Origin of the sequence: Pseudomonas sp. 21LCFQ02 (genome assembly GCF_024129895.2) — a bacterium.
In the GTDB taxonomy this organism is placed as follows: Bacteria; Pseudomonadota; Gammaproteobacteria; order Pseudomonadales; family Pseudomonadaceae; genus Aquipseudomonas.
In genome coordinates, this window is the sequence record NZ_CM178749.1 from 3,995,564 (window position 1) to 4,012,464 (window position 16,901).

The 16,901-nt window shown below is 59.6% G+C and carries 15 protein-coding genes and 2 tRNA genes; 9 read left to right on the top strand and 8 right to left on the bottom strand.

Going from position 1 to position 16,901, the window contains the following annotated elements; all coding sequences use genetic code 11:
- Positions 1 to 68 precede the first annotated feature (68 nt).
- Both NJC40_RS18065 and NJC40_RS18070 read left to right on the top strand, forming a co-directional pair.
- On the top strand, positions 69 to 311 hold the full coding sequence (locus tag NJC40_RS18065; protein WP_045490469.1) for a hypothetical protein: 243 nt from the start codon (positions 69 to 71) through the stop codon (positions 309 to 311).
- A 33-nt stretch (positions 312 to 344) separates the two neighbouring features.
- Positions 345 to 1,094: a TerC family protein gene (locus NJC40_RS18070; protein ID WP_045490471.1), complete on the top strand. Its 750-nt coding sequence runs from the start codon at positions 345 to 347 to the stop codon at positions 1,092 to 1,094.
- Positions 1,095 to 1,189: 95 nt separating this feature from the next.
- Here NJC40_RS18070 and NJC40_RS18075 read toward each other — a convergent pair whose 3' ends face one another.
- Positions 1,190 to 1,381, bottom strand: coding sequence for a hypothetical protein (locus NJC40_RS18075; RefSeq protein ID WP_253140507.1), 192 nt, complete (start codon positions 1,379 to 1,381; stop codon positions 1,190 to 1,192).
- 217 nt (positions 1,382 to 1,598) lie between these two features.
- Between NJC40_RS18075 and NJC40_RS18080 the strand changes: the two genes are divergently transcribed.
- Positions 1,599 to 2,306: a peptidase C39 family protein gene (locus NJC40_RS18080; protein ID WP_492180367.1), complete on the top strand. Its 708-nt coding sequence runs from the start codon at positions 1,599 to 1,601 to the stop codon at positions 2,304 to 2,306.
- 32 nt (positions 2,307 to 2,338) lie between these two features.
- On the opposite strand, the gene NJC40_RS18085 is transcribed toward NJC40_RS18080, so the two are convergent.
- Positions 2,339 to 3,622: an NAD(P)/FAD-dependent oxidoreductase gene (locus NJC40_RS18085; RefSeq protein ID WP_253140508.1), complete on the bottom strand. Its 1,284-nt coding sequence runs from the start codon at positions 3,620 to 3,622 to the stop codon at positions 2,339 to 2,341.
- Between the two features lie 158 nt (positions 3,623 to 3,780).
- On the opposite strand from NJC40_RS18085, the gene NJC40_RS18090 reads away from it, so the two are divergent.
- Positions 3,781 to 3,857: transfer RNA gene (locus NJC40_RS18090), tRNA-Val, on the top strand.
- A 458-nt stretch (positions 3,858 to 4,315) separates the two neighbouring features.
- Here the strand turns inward: NJC40_RS18090 and NJC40_RS18095 are convergent.
- Positions 4,316 to 5,539 carry an RNA-guided endonuclease InsQ/TnpB family protein gene (locus NJC40_RS18095; RefSeq protein ID WP_253139821.1) on the bottom strand — a complete coding sequence of 408 codons (1,224 nt, stop codon included), beginning with the start codon at positions 5,537 to 5,539 and terminating at the stop codon, positions 4,316 to 4,318.
- Between the two features lie 318 nt (positions 5,540 to 5,857).
- On the opposite strand from NJC40_RS18095, the gene NJC40_RS18100 reads away from it, so the two are divergent.
- Positions 5,858 to 7,351 carry a sensor domain-containing diguanylate cyclase gene (locus NJC40_RS18100; protein ID WP_253139819.1) on the top strand — a complete coding sequence of 498 codons (1,494 nt, stop codon included), beginning with the start codon at positions 5,858 to 5,860 and terminating at the stop codon, positions 7,349 to 7,351.
- A 9-nt stretch (positions 7,352 to 7,360) separates the two neighbouring features.
- Here NJC40_RS18100 and NJC40_RS18105 read toward each other — a convergent pair whose 3' ends face one another.
- Positions 7,361 to 7,576, bottom strand: coding sequence for a hypothetical protein (locus NJC40_RS18105; RefSeq protein WP_144403290.1), 216 nt, complete (start codon positions 7,574 to 7,576; stop codon positions 7,361 to 7,363).
- A 216-nt stretch (positions 7,577 to 7,792) separates the two neighbouring features.
- Between NJC40_RS18105 and NJC40_RS18110 the strand changes: the two genes are divergently transcribed.
- Positions 7,793 to 7,869 (top strand) — tRNA-Val (locus NJC40_RS18110).
- A gap of 108 nt (positions 7,870 to 7,977) precedes the next feature.
- Here NJC40_RS18110 and NJC40_RS18115 read toward each other — a convergent pair.
- From NJC40_RS18115 to NJC40_RS18125, 3 genes are all read right to left on the bottom strand, one after another.
- Positions 7,978 to 8,211 carry a zinc-ribbon domain-containing protein gene (locus NJC40_RS18115; RefSeq protein WP_045490480.1) on the bottom strand — a complete coding sequence of 78 codons (234 nt, stop codon included), beginning with the start codon at positions 8,209 to 8,211 and terminating at the stop codon, positions 7,978 to 7,980.
- Between the two features lie 107 nt (positions 8,212 to 8,318).
- Positions 8,319 to 8,681 (bottom strand): NUDIX hydrolase, encoded by a 363-nt coding sequence (locus tag NJC40_RS18120; RefSeq protein ID WP_045490481.1) that lies wholly within the window; start codon positions 8,679 to 8,681, stop codon positions 8,319 to 8,321.
- A gap of 126 nt (positions 8,682 to 8,807) precedes the next feature.
- Positions 8,808 to 9,185, bottom strand: coding sequence for a hypothetical protein (locus NJC40_RS18125; protein WP_045490483.1), 378 nt, complete (start codon positions 9,183 to 9,185; stop codon positions 8,808 to 8,810).
- Between the two features lie 207 nt (positions 9,186 to 9,392).
- On the opposite strand from NJC40_RS18125, the gene NJC40_RS18130 reads away from it, so the two are divergent.
- Complete coding sequence (locus NJC40_RS18130) at positions 9,393 to 12,245, top strand: bifunctional diguanylate cyclase/phosphodiesterase (RefSeq protein WP_084710040.1); 2,853 nt, start codon at positions 9,393 to 9,395, stop codon at positions 12,243 to 12,245.
- 164 nt (positions 12,246 to 12,409) lie between these two features.
- Positions 12,410 to 12,937 (top strand): type 2 periplasmic-binding domain-containing protein, encoded by a 528-nt coding sequence (locus NJC40_RS18135; RefSeq protein WP_045490484.1) that lies wholly within the window; start codon positions 12,410 to 12,412, stop codon positions 12,935 to 12,937.
- Between the two features lie 46 nt (positions 12,938 to 12,983).
- On the opposite strand, the gene NJC40_RS18140 is transcribed toward NJC40_RS18135, so the two are convergent.
- Positions 12,984 to 14,573 carry a sensor domain-containing diguanylate cyclase gene (locus NJC40_RS18140; RefSeq protein ID WP_253139817.1) on the bottom strand — a complete coding sequence of 530 codons (1,590 nt, stop codon included), beginning with the start codon at positions 14,571 to 14,573 and terminating at the stop codon, positions 12,984 to 12,986.
- A 293-nt stretch (positions 14,574 to 14,866) separates the two neighbouring features.
- Here NJC40_RS18140 and NJC40_RS18145 point away from each other — a divergent pair, with 293 nt between their 5' ends.
- Positions 14,867 to 16,885: an alpha-1,4-glucan--maltose-1-phosphate maltosyltransferase gene (locus tag NJC40_RS18145; RefSeq protein ID WP_253139815.1), complete on the top strand. Its 2,019-nt coding sequence runs from the start codon at positions 14,867 to 14,869 to the stop codon at positions 16,883 to 16,885.
- Positions 16,886 to 16,901 lie beyond the last annotated feature (16 nt).

Here is a 16,901-nt window from a genome sequence, read left to right on the forward strand (position 1 = left end):
AGAGTCATTAGAATGCTTCCCAACGCCGGGCACATTTGAAGTTGCCGGCATCGCTCATTGAGGGAATCATGAAAAGCGCTATGTATGCTGCACTCTTGACCTGTTCGCTGGTTGTCATCAGTGGTTGTGATCAGGTTGAATCATCCGGCAAGCAATTGCTCGATACTGCGGCCAACTCGGCCAAACAAGCCATCGACGACACTCACAAGGCGGCCACCAAGGCGCTGGAAGAGGCCAAAGACGAATTGTCAGTGATAGAGCCAGCGCCCAAGCCCAAGGCTGAAAGCGAAAAAAACGGCCAGGAAATCTGATCTCATTAACTCTTGTATAAGCAGGGCATGACTATGGAATACCTGTTGGAACTTGCGACCAGCCCGGCGGCCTGGATCGCATTGGCAACGCTGGTGGTGATGGAAGTCGTGCTGGGTATCGATAACCTGATCTTCATTTCGATTCTGACCAACAAGTTGCCCGAGCATCAGCGCGAGAAGGCGCGCCGTCTGGGTATCGGCATGGCGTTGATCATGCGTCTGGGCCTGCTCGGTACGGTGGCCTGGATCGTGCAGTTGACCGAGCCGGTCATCGAGGTGTTGGGTCAGGCGTTCTCCTGGAAAGACATGATCCTGATTGCCGGTGGTCTGTTCCTGGTCTGGAAGGCGACCACGGAAATCCACCACAGCATGGACCATGCCGAGGAGAAAGAGGCGACTGTTGGCGGTAAGGTAGCGTTGAGCATGGGCGCGGCCATTGCGCAGATCCTGTTGCTCGACCTGGTGTTCTCCATCGACAGTATCATTACTGCGGTGGGCATGACCGAACACCTGCCGATCATGATCATCGCGGTAGTGACTGCGGTGGTGGTGATGCTGGTCGCTGCTGAACCGCTGGCCAAGTTTATCAACGATAACCCGACGGTGGTGATGCTGGCCCTGGGCTTCCTGATCATGATCGGTATGACCCTGATCGCCGAAGGCTTCGGTGCCCACGTACCGAAAGGCTACGTGTACGCCGCCATGACCTTCTCGGCGCTGATCGAGATGCTGAACATGATGGCCCGTCGCGCCAAACGCAAGAAAGCCGCTGCTGCCCAGTAACGGCGCTGCGGATAAAGCCAACGGCCGATCCCTGTGAGGGGATCGGCCGTTGGTTTTTGTGGCTTGGCAATGGCGGATGCAGCAGTGGCCGGGGCTCAGTGTGCGGCGGCAGGCTGGCTCTTGTGCTTGGCAAGCGGCTGTGACGGCAGGGCTGCCGGTCGGACTTGAGGTGGCTGGCGTAGCGGCTGATGATGGCGGCGGGCGATGCGCATGACGCCCCATAGCATGGCGCATGCAACGGCCAGCCAGGCGGCGATCAGCATCACGATGGTCATTTCCGGGCTCATGGTGTGCCTCCACGTATTCTCTAGTGCTCTCTAGATAACCGACAGTCTAGTCCGGGAAGTGTTGCGCCAAGTTGACCAATGGCGTTGTGCTTCGACCGTTTTGATCTATTGACCGCCGCAGACTGCGCCACCGGGCTATACCGACGCAGGGCAGGGCTCTATGATCGGCGTTCCCGTCAGGTCAGCGGTTGCCTGGCGTTCGAAAAAGTGAGGGAACATGCTGTCGGTATCTTTTCCATTGCAGGCGGCCAGGGGCGTGCTGGCCGTGCTCATGCTGTCGCTGCTGGCTGGCTGTGGCGCTTCAGCACATCGTCTGGCGGCGATACCGCCGGACCCACAAGGCTTGCCCGATCGGGTCGAACTCAAGGCCGTGCCGGTGTTTCGTGGCAATGCCTACCAGAGCGGGCCGGGCGCGCTGGCCAGCATGTTGGCCAATCATAAGGTTGGTACGACGCCGGGGTTGCTGGAAAAGAATCTGCAACTGCCGGGTGCCGAGGCGCAACTTGAACAGAACCTGCAGCGGGTCGCCCGCGAGTACGGATTTGTGGTCTACCCGCTGGACCAGAACTTTCGCGCGTTAATGACTCAGGTCGCGGCGGGCTATCCGGTGCTGGTGCGCTTCAGCGAGGGCGCGGTGCTGTGGAAGGAGCCGCGCTATGCCGTGCTCAAAGGCTACGACCGTTACCGCGACGTGGTGATTCTCCAGGCGGGCATGAACCCGCGTCAGACCATGAGCTTCAGCAGCTTCACTTCCGCCTGGGCAGATGCTGGCCACTGGGCGGTGCTGGTGCAGGGCGCACGGCAACTGCCGGCCAGGGTCGATCAGCAGCGCTGGTTGCAAGCCGCTGATGAGTTATCCCGAGCGGGCCAGGAGCAGGCCGCCGGTGAGGCGCGCAAGGCGCTGACCCGCCAGGCAGGGCAGTAACTGCCGCACGTGGGCGGGTCAACTTGGGCGGGTCAAAAGCCGAGCTTGTCGCGCAGGCTGTAATACCAGGCGCCGAGTGCCGTCAACGGAGTGCGCAGCATCTGGCCGCCAGGGAAGGGGTAATGCGGCAGGCCGGCAAACGCATCGAAGCGTTCGGCCTGCCCGCGCAGGGCTTCAGCCAGCACCTTGCCGGCCAGATGGGTATAGGTCACGCCATGGCCGCTGCAACCCTGGGAATAATAGATGTTGTCGCCCAGCCGACCGACCTGCGGCAGGCGCGACAGGGTCAGTAGGAAGTTGCCGGTCCAGGCGTAGTCAATCTTCACGTCTTTGAGCTGCGGGAATACCTTGAGCATCTTGGGCCGGATAATGGCTTCGATGTTGGCCGGATCGCGCGCGCCGTAGACCACGCCGCCACCAAAAATCAGACGCTTGTCGGCGCTCAGGCGGTAGTAGTCGAGCAGGTAATTGCAGTCTTCGACGCAGTAGTCATCGGGCAGCAGCGAACGGGCCAGCTCTTCATTCAATGGTTCGGTGGTGATCACCTGAGTGCCGCACGGCATGGACTTGGCGGCCAGCTCCGGCACCAGGTTGCCCAGGTAGGCATTACCGGCAACGATGACGAATTTGGCCCGCACCCGGCCCTGAGCGGTGTGCACGACCGGGTTGGCGCCGCGCTCAATGCGGGTGGCCGCTGATTGTTCATGGATTACCCCGCCCAATGCCAGCACTGCAGCGGCTTCGCCCAGCGCCAGGTTCAATGGGTGAATATGCCCGCCGCTCATGTCCAGCATGCCGCCGACATACTGGTCGCAGGCCACGACCTGGCGCATGCGCGATGCATCCAGCAGTTCAAGCTGGTTATGCCCGTAGCGTTCCCAGAGACGCTTTTGCGCTTCCAGATGGCCCATCTGCCGTGGGTTCAGTGCGGCGAACACGCCGCCGTCTTTGAGGTCGCAGTCGATGCCGTAGCGTGCCACCCGATCACGAATGATTCGTGCCCCCTCGAAGGCCATGTCCCCCAATAGCCGCGCCTGGTCGGCCGGCATGCTGCGTTCGATCACGTCGATGTCGCGGCTATAGCTGTTGACGATCTGGCCACCGTTGCGCCCTGAGGCGCCGAAGCCGACCCTGGCGGCTTCCAGTACCGTGACCTTGAAGCCGTGCTCCAGCAGGAACAACGCACTGGAAAGTCCGGTGTAGCCGGCGCCAATGATGCATACATCGGTCTGTGCCTCGCCTTGCAGGGCGGCATGTACGGGCGCAGGATTGGCTGAAGCGGCATAAAACGACTGAGGGTATGTGATGTTCGCCATTCGAGGGTTCCGTTTAAAATTATTGACGAATGAGCTGATCCTACCCGAGATTTTTGACACGCAACACCGGTTGCCCATAAAAAGTTTTCGATTTCAGTACGTTAGCGAAAAAAAACCGTTGACAGGGTTATGGTTATCCGTAGAATGCGCCCCACAGCAGGCACGTAGCTCAGTTGGTTAGAGCACCACCTTGACATGGTGGGGGTCGTTGGTTCGAGTCCAATCGTGCCTACCACATCAAATCCGCCCCTGCTGGCGGTATCAAAAAGGGTAACCCACTCGGGTTGCCCTTTTTGTTTTGTGCTTTTGATAATGTTCGTTTGATTCATGACTGTTCGCGCAAAGAGCATCATTGGCGTCCCTAGGGGCTGTTGACGTTTCAGCGCAGGCCGCGTTGCAGCGCCAAACCGTGTCAGGCGAGGCGAAGGACGCAGGAAATGGTCGCTCCCTTTTCAAGTCCTTCAACGAGCGGAGCGCCGCCCGAGCTGGCGCGATTTGGGGCGCAACCCGCAGGGCCGTGGCTGTTTTGTCACACACACTTCAGCAGAGTGAAGCCTATGCAGGCCGACAAAATAGACCTCGGCGCGGTTGTGATGAAACGTAAACGCCCCTAACGACCGTCCGGCGGCGCACTTTTAATTGCAGTACCTTTGACATCCTCCCCGGCCTGAAGGCCGGAGATTCCTACGGCGCTCAGGCGCGGCATCGGGCCGCCCCCGAGTCGCTTCGGTGGGTTCCTGCTGCTGGCGCCATGACCTCTGCGCTCACTTCACAGGCTAACCGGGCGTGTCCCGCCCTTAGTACATTGATCGCGCCAACCACATCGGCGTTGCCTTCGAAACCACATCCCACGCACCTGAACAGCGCTTGCGTCTGGCGGTTGGCCGCCGACACATGGTCGCAACAGGGGCACGTGCGGCTGGTATTTTGCGGCGGTACGGCAATCAGCCAGCCGCTGCGCCACGCCAGCTTGTAGTCCAGTTGCCGACGGAACTCGAACCAGCCCTGATCGAGGATGGCCCTGTTCAGGCCAGACTTGGCCCGAACGTTTCTTCCCGGCGCCTCGGCCGTACCTGCCGCCGACCTGGACATATTGCGTACCTGCAAGTCCTCGATACACACCATCGCGTGGTTTTGGCTGATCGTGGTGGAGCACTTGTGCAGGTAGTCGCGGCGGGCATTGCCGATTCGGGAATGAATGCGCTGGATGCGGGCTTTCACCTTCTTCCAGTTGCGGCTGAATCTGACCTTGCGGCTCATCGCCTGCTGCGCTTTGCACAGCGCGGTCTCATGGCGTTTGAAGCTGTTGAGGGGTGCGTAGAACGAACCATCCGAAAGCGTGGCGAACCGGGCAATGCCCATGTCGATGCCGACTGCCGCACCCTGCGCCGTGGGCTGCTCATCGATCTCGCGTTCGGTCTGGATACTCACGAACCACTTGCCACACGACTGGCTCACGGTGATGTTCTTCACCGTGCCAGGCACCTCGCGGCTGTTGCGGTAGCGCAGCCAGCCCAGCTTGGGCAGAAACAGGCGACTGTTGGTCTGGTCGAGCTTGATCTGTTTCGGGGCGGGATAGCGGAAACTATCGCGCTGCCCCTTCTTCTTGAGTCGGGGAAAGTCGGCTCGTCTGGCGAAAAAGTTGGCGTAGGCCCGCTCCAGATCCTTGAGGCCCTGTTGCAATGGGTGAACAGGCGCATCGGCCAGCCATGCGGTTTGCGGGCTATTGCGCCATTCGGTCAGCAACTTGCACAGGCCCGCATAGCCGAGCTTCTTCTCGCCTTGCTCGTGGCGTTCCTTCTGCAACGCCAGCGCCTTGTTGAAGACGAAGCGACAGGAGCCCGCAAAGCGGCGCATTTGCCGCTCCTGCCGGCCGTCTGGCATGAGTTCGTACTTGAAGGCTTGAAGTCGTTGCATGCTGCTCTTGAGCCATGAGCAATGAAGACGCCATTAGGCGCGGACGGCACGGTGCTTTCAAGGTGCATGCCCATGGGGTCTTTGTAACGAAATACCGCCGTAGAAGGGTATCTGTGTCGCCATGTTACTTCGCATAATCCTGTGGCGGTGCGTCCATCGAGCAGCAGCAGACACCCCACGGTAACCAGGGACGGCTACGCCGTCCGCGCTATCCTTCCCCGCCCTGAACGGCGGGGCTTGTCGCGCGCCCGATGGTCAGGCTTGCCATTGCGACAACAGTTGGCCAAGCTGAACGCGCATTTGCTTTCAGGTATTCAAGTGAAACGTGATCTTCACCTCGCCGTGGTGCTGTTATGTGTGGTGTGTTTTGCACTGACCTTCATTACCGGTTGGAAAGTGTTCACGGCACGTAAAGCGGCGCTCAATAATGTCTATGTCAACGGTGCGAATCTCGCGCAGGCACTGATCACTTATTCCGATGGTGTGGTGCGGCAGAGTTCAATGCTGCTCAACGGTCTGGTCGAGCGTCTCGAAACAGAGGGGTTTGGCGAGCATCAACTGGATCGCCTGGATAAATTGCTGCATGCCCAGCAGCAGGTCATGCCGCAACTCAACGGTTTGACCATTTACGATCATCAGGGTAACTGGCTGTTGTCTTCCACCGGCTTGCATGCACAAGGCCTTAACAGCGCTGACCGGGCGTACTTCATTCATCACCAGCGCAGTGCCTCCAGCGAAATATTCATTGGTCCGCCCATCCAGAATCGCTCGACCGATGTCTGGGTCATTACCATCAGTCGCCGGGTCAATGATTCGCAGGGTCAGTTCGCCGGCGTGGTGGCCGCTACATTGGGCATCAAAAACTTTCTCGACCTGTTTGGCAAAATTGATGTGGGTGACAACGGTACGATTTCACTGGCGTTTACCCACGGCCAATTACTGGTGCGTTATCCATTTCGCGAAGAAGAAATGGGGCGCGATTTTTCCCAGTCGCCCATTTATAAAAAATACTTCATGGGTCGCTCCTCGGGGAATGCGACATTTACTTCCAGTCTGGATGGTGTAGAGCGGATCTCGACCTTTCGCCAAAGTGACACGTTGCCGTTGTTGGTCAGTGTCGCCCGGGAGAAGAGTGAAGTTCTGCGCAACTGGCGTTTTGAAGCGCTGCTGTCATTGGCGGTATTGGCGGTGTTGATCGTTTTTGTCGTGGCTGCCGGCCTGGTCTTGTTACGGCATATCAAACGGCGCATTGAAAGCGAATCGGAGTTGCTGATTGCTCGGCAACAGTTATTGAGCAGTAATGAGAAGCTTGAACAATTAGCGTTGCAGGATCCATTGACGGGTCTGGCCAATCGACGCTGCTTTGATGAGCGTCTGCTCATGGAGTCTTCCCGCGCACAGAGAAATGGCACGACACTGGGTCTGTTGCTGGTCGATATCGACTTTTTCAAGCGTTTCAACGATAGCCTGGGGCATGTGGCGGGTGACCAGTGCCTGCAAGCGGTTGGCCAGACGATCGGCGGGTGCGTCAGGCGCGCCACTGACCTGGCTGCTCGTTATGGCGGCGAAGAGCTGGCGTTGATTCTGCCTGATACCGACAGCCAAGGCGTGTCGGAGGTGGCGGCCTTGATACTGCAGCGTCTGGAGGCGCTGAGTATCCCTCACCCTGCCAGCCCCTATGGGCGGGTCAGTGTGAGTATCGGCATGGCGTGCTTCAACGGCCAGCAATTGGCGGATGGTTCCATCGTCGAAGCGGCCGATGAGGCCCTGTACCGGGCCAAGGCGCAGGGGCGTAACCGGCTTGAGGCGTAAGCCTTGCGCTCAGGGGCGCTTGAGCAGGCTCGGGCTTGCCAGCAAGTTGGTCAGCCGGTCTGCATAGAGTGCAAGTTGCGAATAATCCATGGCCAGCTCGCCGCTGTCGTCCGGGGTGTTGCTGTCCATGCGGTTCATGCGGGTCGTGATTGCAAGCAGGGTGGCCTGCACGGTGGCCGAAGAGAAGTCCGTCTCGTCGATACCCAATGTCATTAGTGAAACCATGGCGGACCTCTACTAAAGTGTTAATACCATATGATGGCATTCTGGCGTCAAAAGCAAGACGCCCGATGATTATTCCATCGGATGTCATGTGCTTCTTTGAGCCGCTTGAGGCGCGAAGGGTTCACACAGAGGATTATAAAAATCCATCTTTTCAGTGGCTTAGTGAAAAAAACTGATTGACAGGGTTATGGATATCCGTAGAATGCGCCCCACAGCAGGCACGTAGCTCAGTTGGTTAGAGCACCACCTTGACATGGTGGGGGTCGTTGGTTCGAGTCCAATCGTGCCTACCAAATCAAATCCGCTTCTGCTGGCGGTAACAAAAAGGGCAATCCGCAAGGGTTGCCCTTTTTGTTTTGCGCTTGTTTCAGTTGTCGGTCATATGGCTTGCCAGCGATGGCTTATCTGAAAATCAGCACCGCCGCGCCGGCAATCACTAGCACCACGCCAAAGATCATCCGCGCAATCCATGGAGCGGTCAGCCACACACCCGTCGCACCGGCAATCTGGCCGATATTCTTTTCGCTGAGCAGGCGATTGCCCGGGCCTGCATTCATCGGGTTGCCGCACTGTGGGCAGGCATAGGCTTTATCGGAAATCCGCGCATTGCATTCAGGGCAGTCGATCAGGCTCATGGTTTTTCCGGCATCGGTTGTTTTCAATGCCGGTAAGACCTCGTCACCAAGGCGCGGTTCGCGCAGGGTTGTGAAGTTGTGCACTGCTTGGCAGTTGCTTTGCTGGATCAGTGGCGACGGGCAAGGTACTGGATGATGCGCCGGGTCGCATTGCTGGCCTTGCGTTGGCCTATTTCACTGTCGGCCAGCCATTGGCAATCGCTGATTTCATTGAGCGGGCGGGGTGTTTCGTGCTGTGGCACTTCGGTGATGAACACGTAATGCAGCACTTGATTGCCGGGATATTGAGCCAGATAGCGCAGGTCGAGGTCGTGCAGTCCGGTTTCTTCGCAGAGTTCCCGGATCGCGGCTTGTTGCGGGGTTTCATCGGCTTCTATCTTGCCACCGGGCAACGCCCAGCGGGATTTGGGTTTGCGTACGTACAGAATCTGGTTATCGCGCTTGCAGATAACGGTCGCTCTGGCTTTCATCGTTCTTACAGTTCCTGTCTGCGACGGATCGCTCCATTGCAGGCTTTGTCCCGTTTGTAGCGATAAAGGTTCAGAGTTTTCTGAACGTATGAAAAAGCCCGGCATGCCGGGCTCTTTCAACAATAATCAGAAATCCCCGGTCCCAGAGGCTGTGCTGACTTGCTGCGCCATTGCGCGATAGGTTCCGTCGTCCGTAGCGCCCAGCAATGCCCGGCCATCCTTGAGCGTCGCCAGAAAGGTGATTTCCTTTCCTTCGCCGCCCAGCATCATGCCTGCTGCTGCGCCCACCGCACCCAACACCAGCGCGCCGGCCAAGCCGCGTCCGAGAGTGCCTTCAAGGCTTCTATTATGTCCCTGGCTGGCGATTTCTACCGATTTGATGTCGCTGTGCCGAAAGCTGATACCCGGCCATGGAAACAACGGGGTGACAAGTGTGATGGTGCCCGAGCGATATTCGCCATCACCTTGAAGAAAATCCCCCGCTAAAACGTTGATCTTAGCCATGTTCATTTCTCCATTGTTTCAACCGGATAACCATTGCGCGCGCCTGTGAGCCGCGTGTCAACGGCCAGGAGACGAGCAGGCGGGTGCCCGTCGGCCGGCCTTGGCCATTTATGGCTATGTGCGATCAGTGGCGGTCGCTTAGAATAGCCAGCTTTTCTCCCAGCAGGATGCGGGACCTGACTCCACGTTTATGGATGTGCTGCTTTCATGAATGTTCCCATAGTGATCCACGATGCCCATCGCTCGCTGCATGACCCGTTGGCCAGGGCTGGCAGCCATCGTTCGGCGGCCATTACTGAGCTGCTTGACGCACTGAGAGCGGCGCATCCCGGGCAGCGCTGGGCGGCCTATCTGGCCGGTGAGCACAAGCATCTGCTCGGCTGCGATGGTCAGGGTTACGATTGGCCCGAGCGCATTGCCGGTAGCGATGTCGAGGCATTCTGTCGCGCCAGAGGCCTGCAGCGCCGGGTCGCCGGTATGGGCGAGGAACCTCTGGGCTGGGTGCTGGCTTGCGCATCGTGTGCTAACACTCCGTGGCTGGCGGATCTGGCGCTGCATCTGGGGTCGCTGTTACAGAGCGCGGCATTGATTCGCGCCCAGACCACCCAGCGAGTGCTATACGAAATCAGCTCGCTGGCCAGCTCCACTCGTGATCGCGGCACCTTCATCAAAGGCGTACACCAGCAACTGACGACATTGATCGACGCCGAGAATTTTTCTCTGGCGCTGTACGACCGCCTGCGGGCCAAGATTACCTTCCCTTACTACATCGACAACACTGACGAGCATGCGCCCGCCGCAGACAGCTATGAGTTTCTTGATCCAAAGCGGATAACCCTGACCGGGCATGTGCTGACCCGCGGCCAGTCATTGTTCGTCGATGCTCATGACATTGAGTTGGGCGAGGCGCAGGGGCGGTTCTTCTGCGCCGGCAAACGTCCCGAGTTCTGGATGGGGGCGCCGCTGAAAAACGCCGCCGACGAGGTGTTCGGCATGCTGGCGATGCAGGTCTACGACGCTTCGCGAATTTACAGCACAGAAGACCGCACGTTGTTCCAGGTGGTCGCGCAGCATGTGGGCATGGCGCTGGAGCGGCTGCTGCATCGCACCGACCTTGAGCAGACCGTGCTGCTGCGCACTCAGCAGTTGTCGGCGGCCAATCATGCATTGCGTCAGGAAGTGGTCGATCGTGAACGTGCCGAACATCTGCAGAGTGCCTTGTTCCAGATCACCGAGCTGGCCAGCCAGCAGGGTGATATGGATGCGCTGTTTCATGGCCTGCATGTGATTGTCGGTGAGTTGCTTGAGGCGCAGAACTTCTACATTGCTCTGTATGACAACGCGACCGGTGAAGTGGCGTTTCCGTATTTTGTCGATGAACGCACTGCGCGTCCCGGCACCCGGCGTGGCCAGCGGGGTTTTACCGAGTATGTCATCCGTCAACAGCGTCCTTGCCTGATTGATCGGGAACAAGCCCTGCGCCTGGAGGCCCAGGGCGAGATCGAGGCCCAGAAAGAGTCGCATCGTTCCTGGTCCTGGCTGGGCATCCCGCTGTTCGAGGGGGAGCAAGTACGCGGCATCCTGGTGGTGCAGAGCTACTCGCCCGAGGTGGGTTACACCTTGCGCGACCAAGAGCTGCTGACCTTCGTATCGCGGCACATCGATACCGCGCTGTCACGGCGCAGCGCCGCCGAAGCCATCCATACCGCCAACCTGCAGCTCGAAGCCAGGGTTAATGACCGTACCCGTGAGCTGGACCTGGCCAATGCCCAGTTGCAGTACGAGAACTCCCACGATGCGCTGACCGGTCTGGCCAACCGCAGCCATCTGCAGCAACGCCTGCAGGCGGCCTGGCAGCAGTTTTGCGACGACGACCGGCAGTTGATCGTGATGTTCATCGACCTGGACCGTTTCAAGCTGGTCAATGACACCCTCGGCCATCACTGCGGCGACGATCTGCTGATCCAGGCCGCTGAGCGCCTGCGCAGTTGCATGCGCAGTAACGATTTGTTGGCAAGGCTCGGCGGCGATGAGTTCGCGGTGCTGGCGCAAGGCGCGTCGCTGGAGATGGGCAGCGTGATTGCCGAGCGGATTCTGGTGGCCTTTGACTTGCCGTTTCAGATCGACGGCCATACGGTGTTTTCGTCGTGCAGCATCGGCGTGGTGGGGGCTGACCGGCAGTTCCATAAAGAACCTGACGACTTGCTGCGCGATGCCGATATCGCCATGTATCGGGTCAAGAACGCCGGGCGTGACAGTTTTGCGGTGTTCAACCAGCAGTTGCGTCGCGAAGTGTCTGATCAGATCGAGCAGGAAGGCGCGCTGCGCAATGCGCTCAAGCGTACTGACGAGCTGGTGCCGTATTTCCAGCCCATCGTCTGTGTGACCAGTGGCAAGCTATTGGCCCTGGAAGCACTGATTCGCTGGCATCAACCGGACGGTCGGGTGATTGCACCGGGCAACTTCCTGTCAGCGCTGGAAGGCTTGCGGCTGATCGGTCGTCTGGACCTGTACATGTTGCAGCGGGTGATCGAGATCCTCGCGTTACCGGAAAATGCGCACTGGCCAGCCGTGCATGTCAATTGTTCGGCCTACAGCATCACACGGGCGGAGTTCGCCGCCGAAGTGCTGGCGTTGTTGGCTGACCATGGCGTAGCGCCGTCGCGGATTTGTCTTGAGCTGACTGAAGGGGCTTTGGTGGCTGAGCCCGAGCGTGCCCGGCAGACCATGAAGCAACTGGCGGACAACGGTGTGTCGGTGGTTCTCGACGACTTTGGCGCGGGCTTCTCATCCTTGAGTTACGTGCACCAGTACCATTTCAGTGGCTTGAAGATCGACAAGTCGTTCATTTTTGAACTCAGTAGCAGTGCGCGAAGCCGGGCCATCGTCCGCGCCATTGTGCGCATGGCCGAATCACTGGATCTGACGGTAGTGGCCGAAGGTGTCGAAGATCCGGTCACCCTGGATCTGCTACGTGAGATCGGTGCAGGGCAGGCGCAGGGCTACCATTTTTCCAGACCGATGCCTGAAGCCAGTCTGATGCTGCCACTGACCAACTGATCGGCAAAGGCTTGCCGGGTCTGGCAAGCCATGGCCGAGCGGGGCGCAAGCTGAATCGCGTGCGCATTGGCCGACACCTTGTTATTCAAGGCCTCGCGGCAGTGGCACTTATCTTGCTGAACCTTCATCGGGGCCACAAAGCCCGCAACGGCAGGAGATCAATCATGTTTGTCAGCAACAATACGCTCGAAGGCCTGGCCTCCAGGTTCGTCAACGGGCGCAGAACGCTGGACGACCTGTCTCAGGAGTTTGGCGCCTTTGTGCCGACGATTACGCAGGCAGCGGCGGCGACGCTCAGCTCCGGCTCAGGCAGTGCCGCCTCACAAGGTAATGCTCAGGGCGACACCGGCTATAACGAGTCATTTGCCCGGATGATGCTCAACCTGAAGACTCAGGGGCAGTCATCGCTGTCCGCCTCTGTCGCCGACGGTGACAACGGAGTGTCGACCGAGCAGGGGTCGAACCTGACCTCGACGCAGCAGGCCTTCCTTGACTATATGCAGCAGCCGGCCAGCGAGCGCTTGCGTGAGCAATTGACGGGTGTCAGCAAGCAGCAGTACGAGGCGATGAGTCCTGAGCAGCAGAAGGCGGTCGATCAGAAGTTTACCGAGGCACTGAAGCAACAGCAGGAAATTGCCCAGCAAGACATCAACACCCGGATCAAGGCACTCAAGGCAGGACTGATCGCCTGATCCGCTCTACGACGCCTTCGGGCGTCGCTTTTTTTCCAGCCAGCACTCAAGGGCTGGCAGCGGCGGCCTGCTCGTTGGCTGGCTGCAGCGCGGCGCACCACTGATCTCGTCCACGATGCTTGGCGGCGTACAGAAATGCGTCGGCGCTTTTGATCATCAGCTGCGCAGTGATGTCTTCGCGGCGCGGTGCGTGGACTGTCAGGCCGGCGCTGGCGGTGACCTGACCGGCCGGGTGGTCGAGGTGTTCGATCGCCAGGCCGCGAATTGCCTCCAGCAGGTCACTGACGATCTTCGCCGCCGCTGCCGGCGACGTATCGGGTAACAGAATGGTGAATTCTTCGCCGCCGTAGCGCACTGCCAGGTCGGTTTCGCGCTGCAAGGTGCCTGCAATGGCCTGGCCGACCTGGCGCAGGCACTCATCGCCAGCCGAGTGCCCGTAGCGGTCATTGAAGCGCTTGAAGTAATCGACATCCAGCATGATCAGCGCCAGGCTGGTGTTCTGCCGCCGGGCCAGGGCAATCTCTTCGGCCAGTGCCAGATCCAGTCGGCGCCGGTTGCCCAGGCCGGTCAGGCTGTCGGTCAGGGCCATGTCCCGGACCAGCCCGTGTACCCGGCGCAGCTCGGTCTCCATGCTCATGCGTGCGCGCAACTGGCGGATCACGATAACCCCAAAACCGGCCAGTCCGGCAATCAGCAGCAACAGAATGAGGCCGGTCTTGAACAGGTCCTGGCGCCAGGGGGCGATGATCGAGCTACGCGAGATGCCGGCCTCGACCACCAGCGGGTAGCGGCTCAGTGCCCGGTAGCCATATAGGCGCCAGGTGCCGTCGACCACCGCGCGGACCTCGGCCACCCCGGCACTGGACCAGGGCAGATAGCGGGTGAATATTTCACTTTGCGACAGGCTCTTGCCGATGGTCGCGGCGACGAAGGGGCGGCGCACCAGAATTGTCCCGTCACGGATTGCCAGCACCAGAGCGCCTTTATCGTCGATCTTGAAGTCGCCGTAATAGTCGACGAAGTAACTGACCCGGACGGTGCCGAGCATGACCCCGGCAAATGAGCCGTCACGATTGTTGAGGCGGCGCGAGACAGGAATGATCAGTTCCTGGGTCGAGCGGCTACTGACCACCCGGCTGACCAGCACCGCACGGTCGGTATGGGTGCGGTGGTAGATAAAGTAATCGCGGTCGGCATTATTGGCTGAGTCAGGGGTAGCGGTCTTGTCGGTGACAATCCATTTGCCGTCGGCATCGTAGACAAACAGCCCGTGCAACTGCGGCATGATGCGGGTCTGCTCGATCATCAGCGCGTGCATTCTGCCCACGTCGATATTTTCCAGGCCATCACCTTCGATACGTTCGGCCAGCAATGAGGTCAGGATGTCGACCTGGCGAATGGCGTCTTCGGCGTGCTGGGCCGTCGCACGGGCCAGATTGTTCACCGAATTCTCGGCCGCTGCGAACGCCTGGCGGTAATCGCGCCAGGCGCGCCAGCCTTCGACAGCCATGAAGGTGCTGATCACCAGCAGCATGAATATGACGGTCAGGCGCAGCAGTTGGGTGGCGCGCTCACGGTCCTCTGGCAACGGGCCGGCGGCGGCACTGCTTGAATCGCGTGATGGACGTCCCTGCATTGAAATCTCTTCCCGTTCGACGCTGCTCAGCATACAGACAGTGATGGCCATTTGGCTTGCATAACAAGTGGCCGCCGCGGGCAGATCCGCCAGAGCCTCCTATGCTTGCCCGGCAGGTTCAGAACCTATACCCAGAGCGCACCGGAGGCTATCGGCAACGGCGTTAAAACCTTTGAACTTTCCATATGCAGGTCGTTCGGAATCTTTGCGGCCGCTGTCGCGCAGGTCCTGTTCAAGAGCGCAGCTAATTCAACTTCCACGGAGCGTCCCAGAGGCGTAAGGAGAGAGGCTCGATGAATCAACAGTCTTACGGTCCGGATGCCCAGGCCTTTGTCGTTTCGCAAGTCAATCGGCCGCTGTCACTGACCCAGGCGCTGCAACTGCCCAGGGTGGTGATTGAAGACACCGCGCCGGTGCTCGAAGCGGGGCGCTTCGCCGTCAAGGCTATTGTCGGCCAGCCGGTCCATGTGACCAGCAAGGTCTACGCCGACGGCCATGACAAGCTGGCGGTGCAATTGAGCTGGCGTGCCGAGGGCGATGAGCAGTGGCACAGCGTGCGCATGCGGGAGGTGGGTAACGATAGCTGGCAGGGGCGCTTTACCCCAGGCTCGGTCGACCGCTATGTGTTTCGGCTCGAAGCCTGGATCGATCAGTTCGCCAGCTATCGCTACGAGCTGGAAAAAAAGCATGCAGCCGGGGTGCCGGTCGAGCTTGAACTGGAAGAGGGGCGTATTCATCTGCAACACGCCGCTGAACGCAGCCAGGGCGCCTTGCGCGAACAGCTTCAGGCGCTGCTGCAGCGCTTGGAGGGCCAGGATGCGCAGCACCGGGTTGAGCTGTTTCTGCACAGTGAGACAGCGGCGCTGATGGCCCAGGCAGATAACCGTGGCTACCTGAGTATCAGCCCGCAATTTCCACTGGATGTGGAACGTGAGTTGGCGCAGTTTGCCAGCTGGTACGAGCTGTTTCCCCGTTCGATCACCGATGACCCACAGCGCCACGGGACATTCAATGACGTGCATTCGCGGCTGCCGATGATCCGTGACATGGGCTTCGACGTGCTGTATTTCCCGCCCATTCACCCGATCGGCCGCGCGCATCGAAAGGGACCGAACAACTCGCTGACCGCAGGCCCCGATGATCCGGGCAGCCCGTACGCCATCGGCAGCCCCGATGGCGGCCACGAAGCGATTCATCCGCAACTGGGCAGCCGCGAGGACTTTCGCGCTCTGGTCGCTGCGGCGGCAGAGCACGGGCTGGAAATCGCCCTGGATTTCGCCATTCAGTGTTCCCAGGATCACCCGTGGCTTGAGCAGCATCCTGGCTGGTTCAGCTGGCGCCCGGACGGCACCATTCGCTATGCGGAAAACCCGCCGAAGAAATACCAGGACATCGTCAACGTCGATTTCTACGCACCAGACGCCATTCCTGCGCTGTGGCTGGAACTGCGCGACATTATTCTTGGCTGGGTCGCGGAAGGTGTGAAGATCTACCGCGTGGATAACCCGCACACCAAGCCGCTGCCGTTCTGGGAATGGCTGATCGATGATGTGCGCCGCAAGCACCCCGACGTCATGTTCCTCGCCGAGGCCTTCACCAAGCCTGCGATGATGGCGCGGCTGGGCAAGGTCGGCTATTCGCAGAGCTACACCTATTTCACCTGGCGCAATAACAAGGCCGAGCTGTCGGAGTATTTCACTCAGCTCAACCAAGCGCCGTTGCGCGATTGCTACCGGCCGAACTTCTTCGTCAACACACCGGACATCAACCCGCATTTCCTGCATCACTCCGGGCGCGCCGGGTTTTTGATCCGCGCTGCGCTGGCCACCATGGGCTCGGGGTTGTGGGGCATGTACTCGGGGTTCGAACTGTGCGAGTCGGCGCCGCTGCCTGGCAAGGAGGAATACCTCGATTCGGAGAAGTATCAGATCCGCGTTCGTGACTTCAGCGCGCCGGGCAACATCATCGCCGAGATTGCCCAGCTCAACCGGATTCGTCGGCACAACCCGGCCTTGCAGACCCATCTGGGCCTGAAGCTGTATACCGCCTGGAACGACAACATCCTGTATTTCGGCAAGCGCACCGAGGACGGCAGCAACTTCATCCTGGTTGCGGTCAGCCTCGATCCGTACAACGTCCAGGAAGCGCATTTCGAGTTGCCGCTCTGGGAAATGGGGCTGCCTGACACTGCCGAAACCCAAGGCGAAGACTTGATGAACGGCCACCGCTGGACCTGGTACGGCAAGGTGCAATGGATGCGCATTGATCCTCACTATCAGCCGTTCGGTATCTGGCGGATCAGCGCGACGTAGTTCAAAGGGAGTTCGC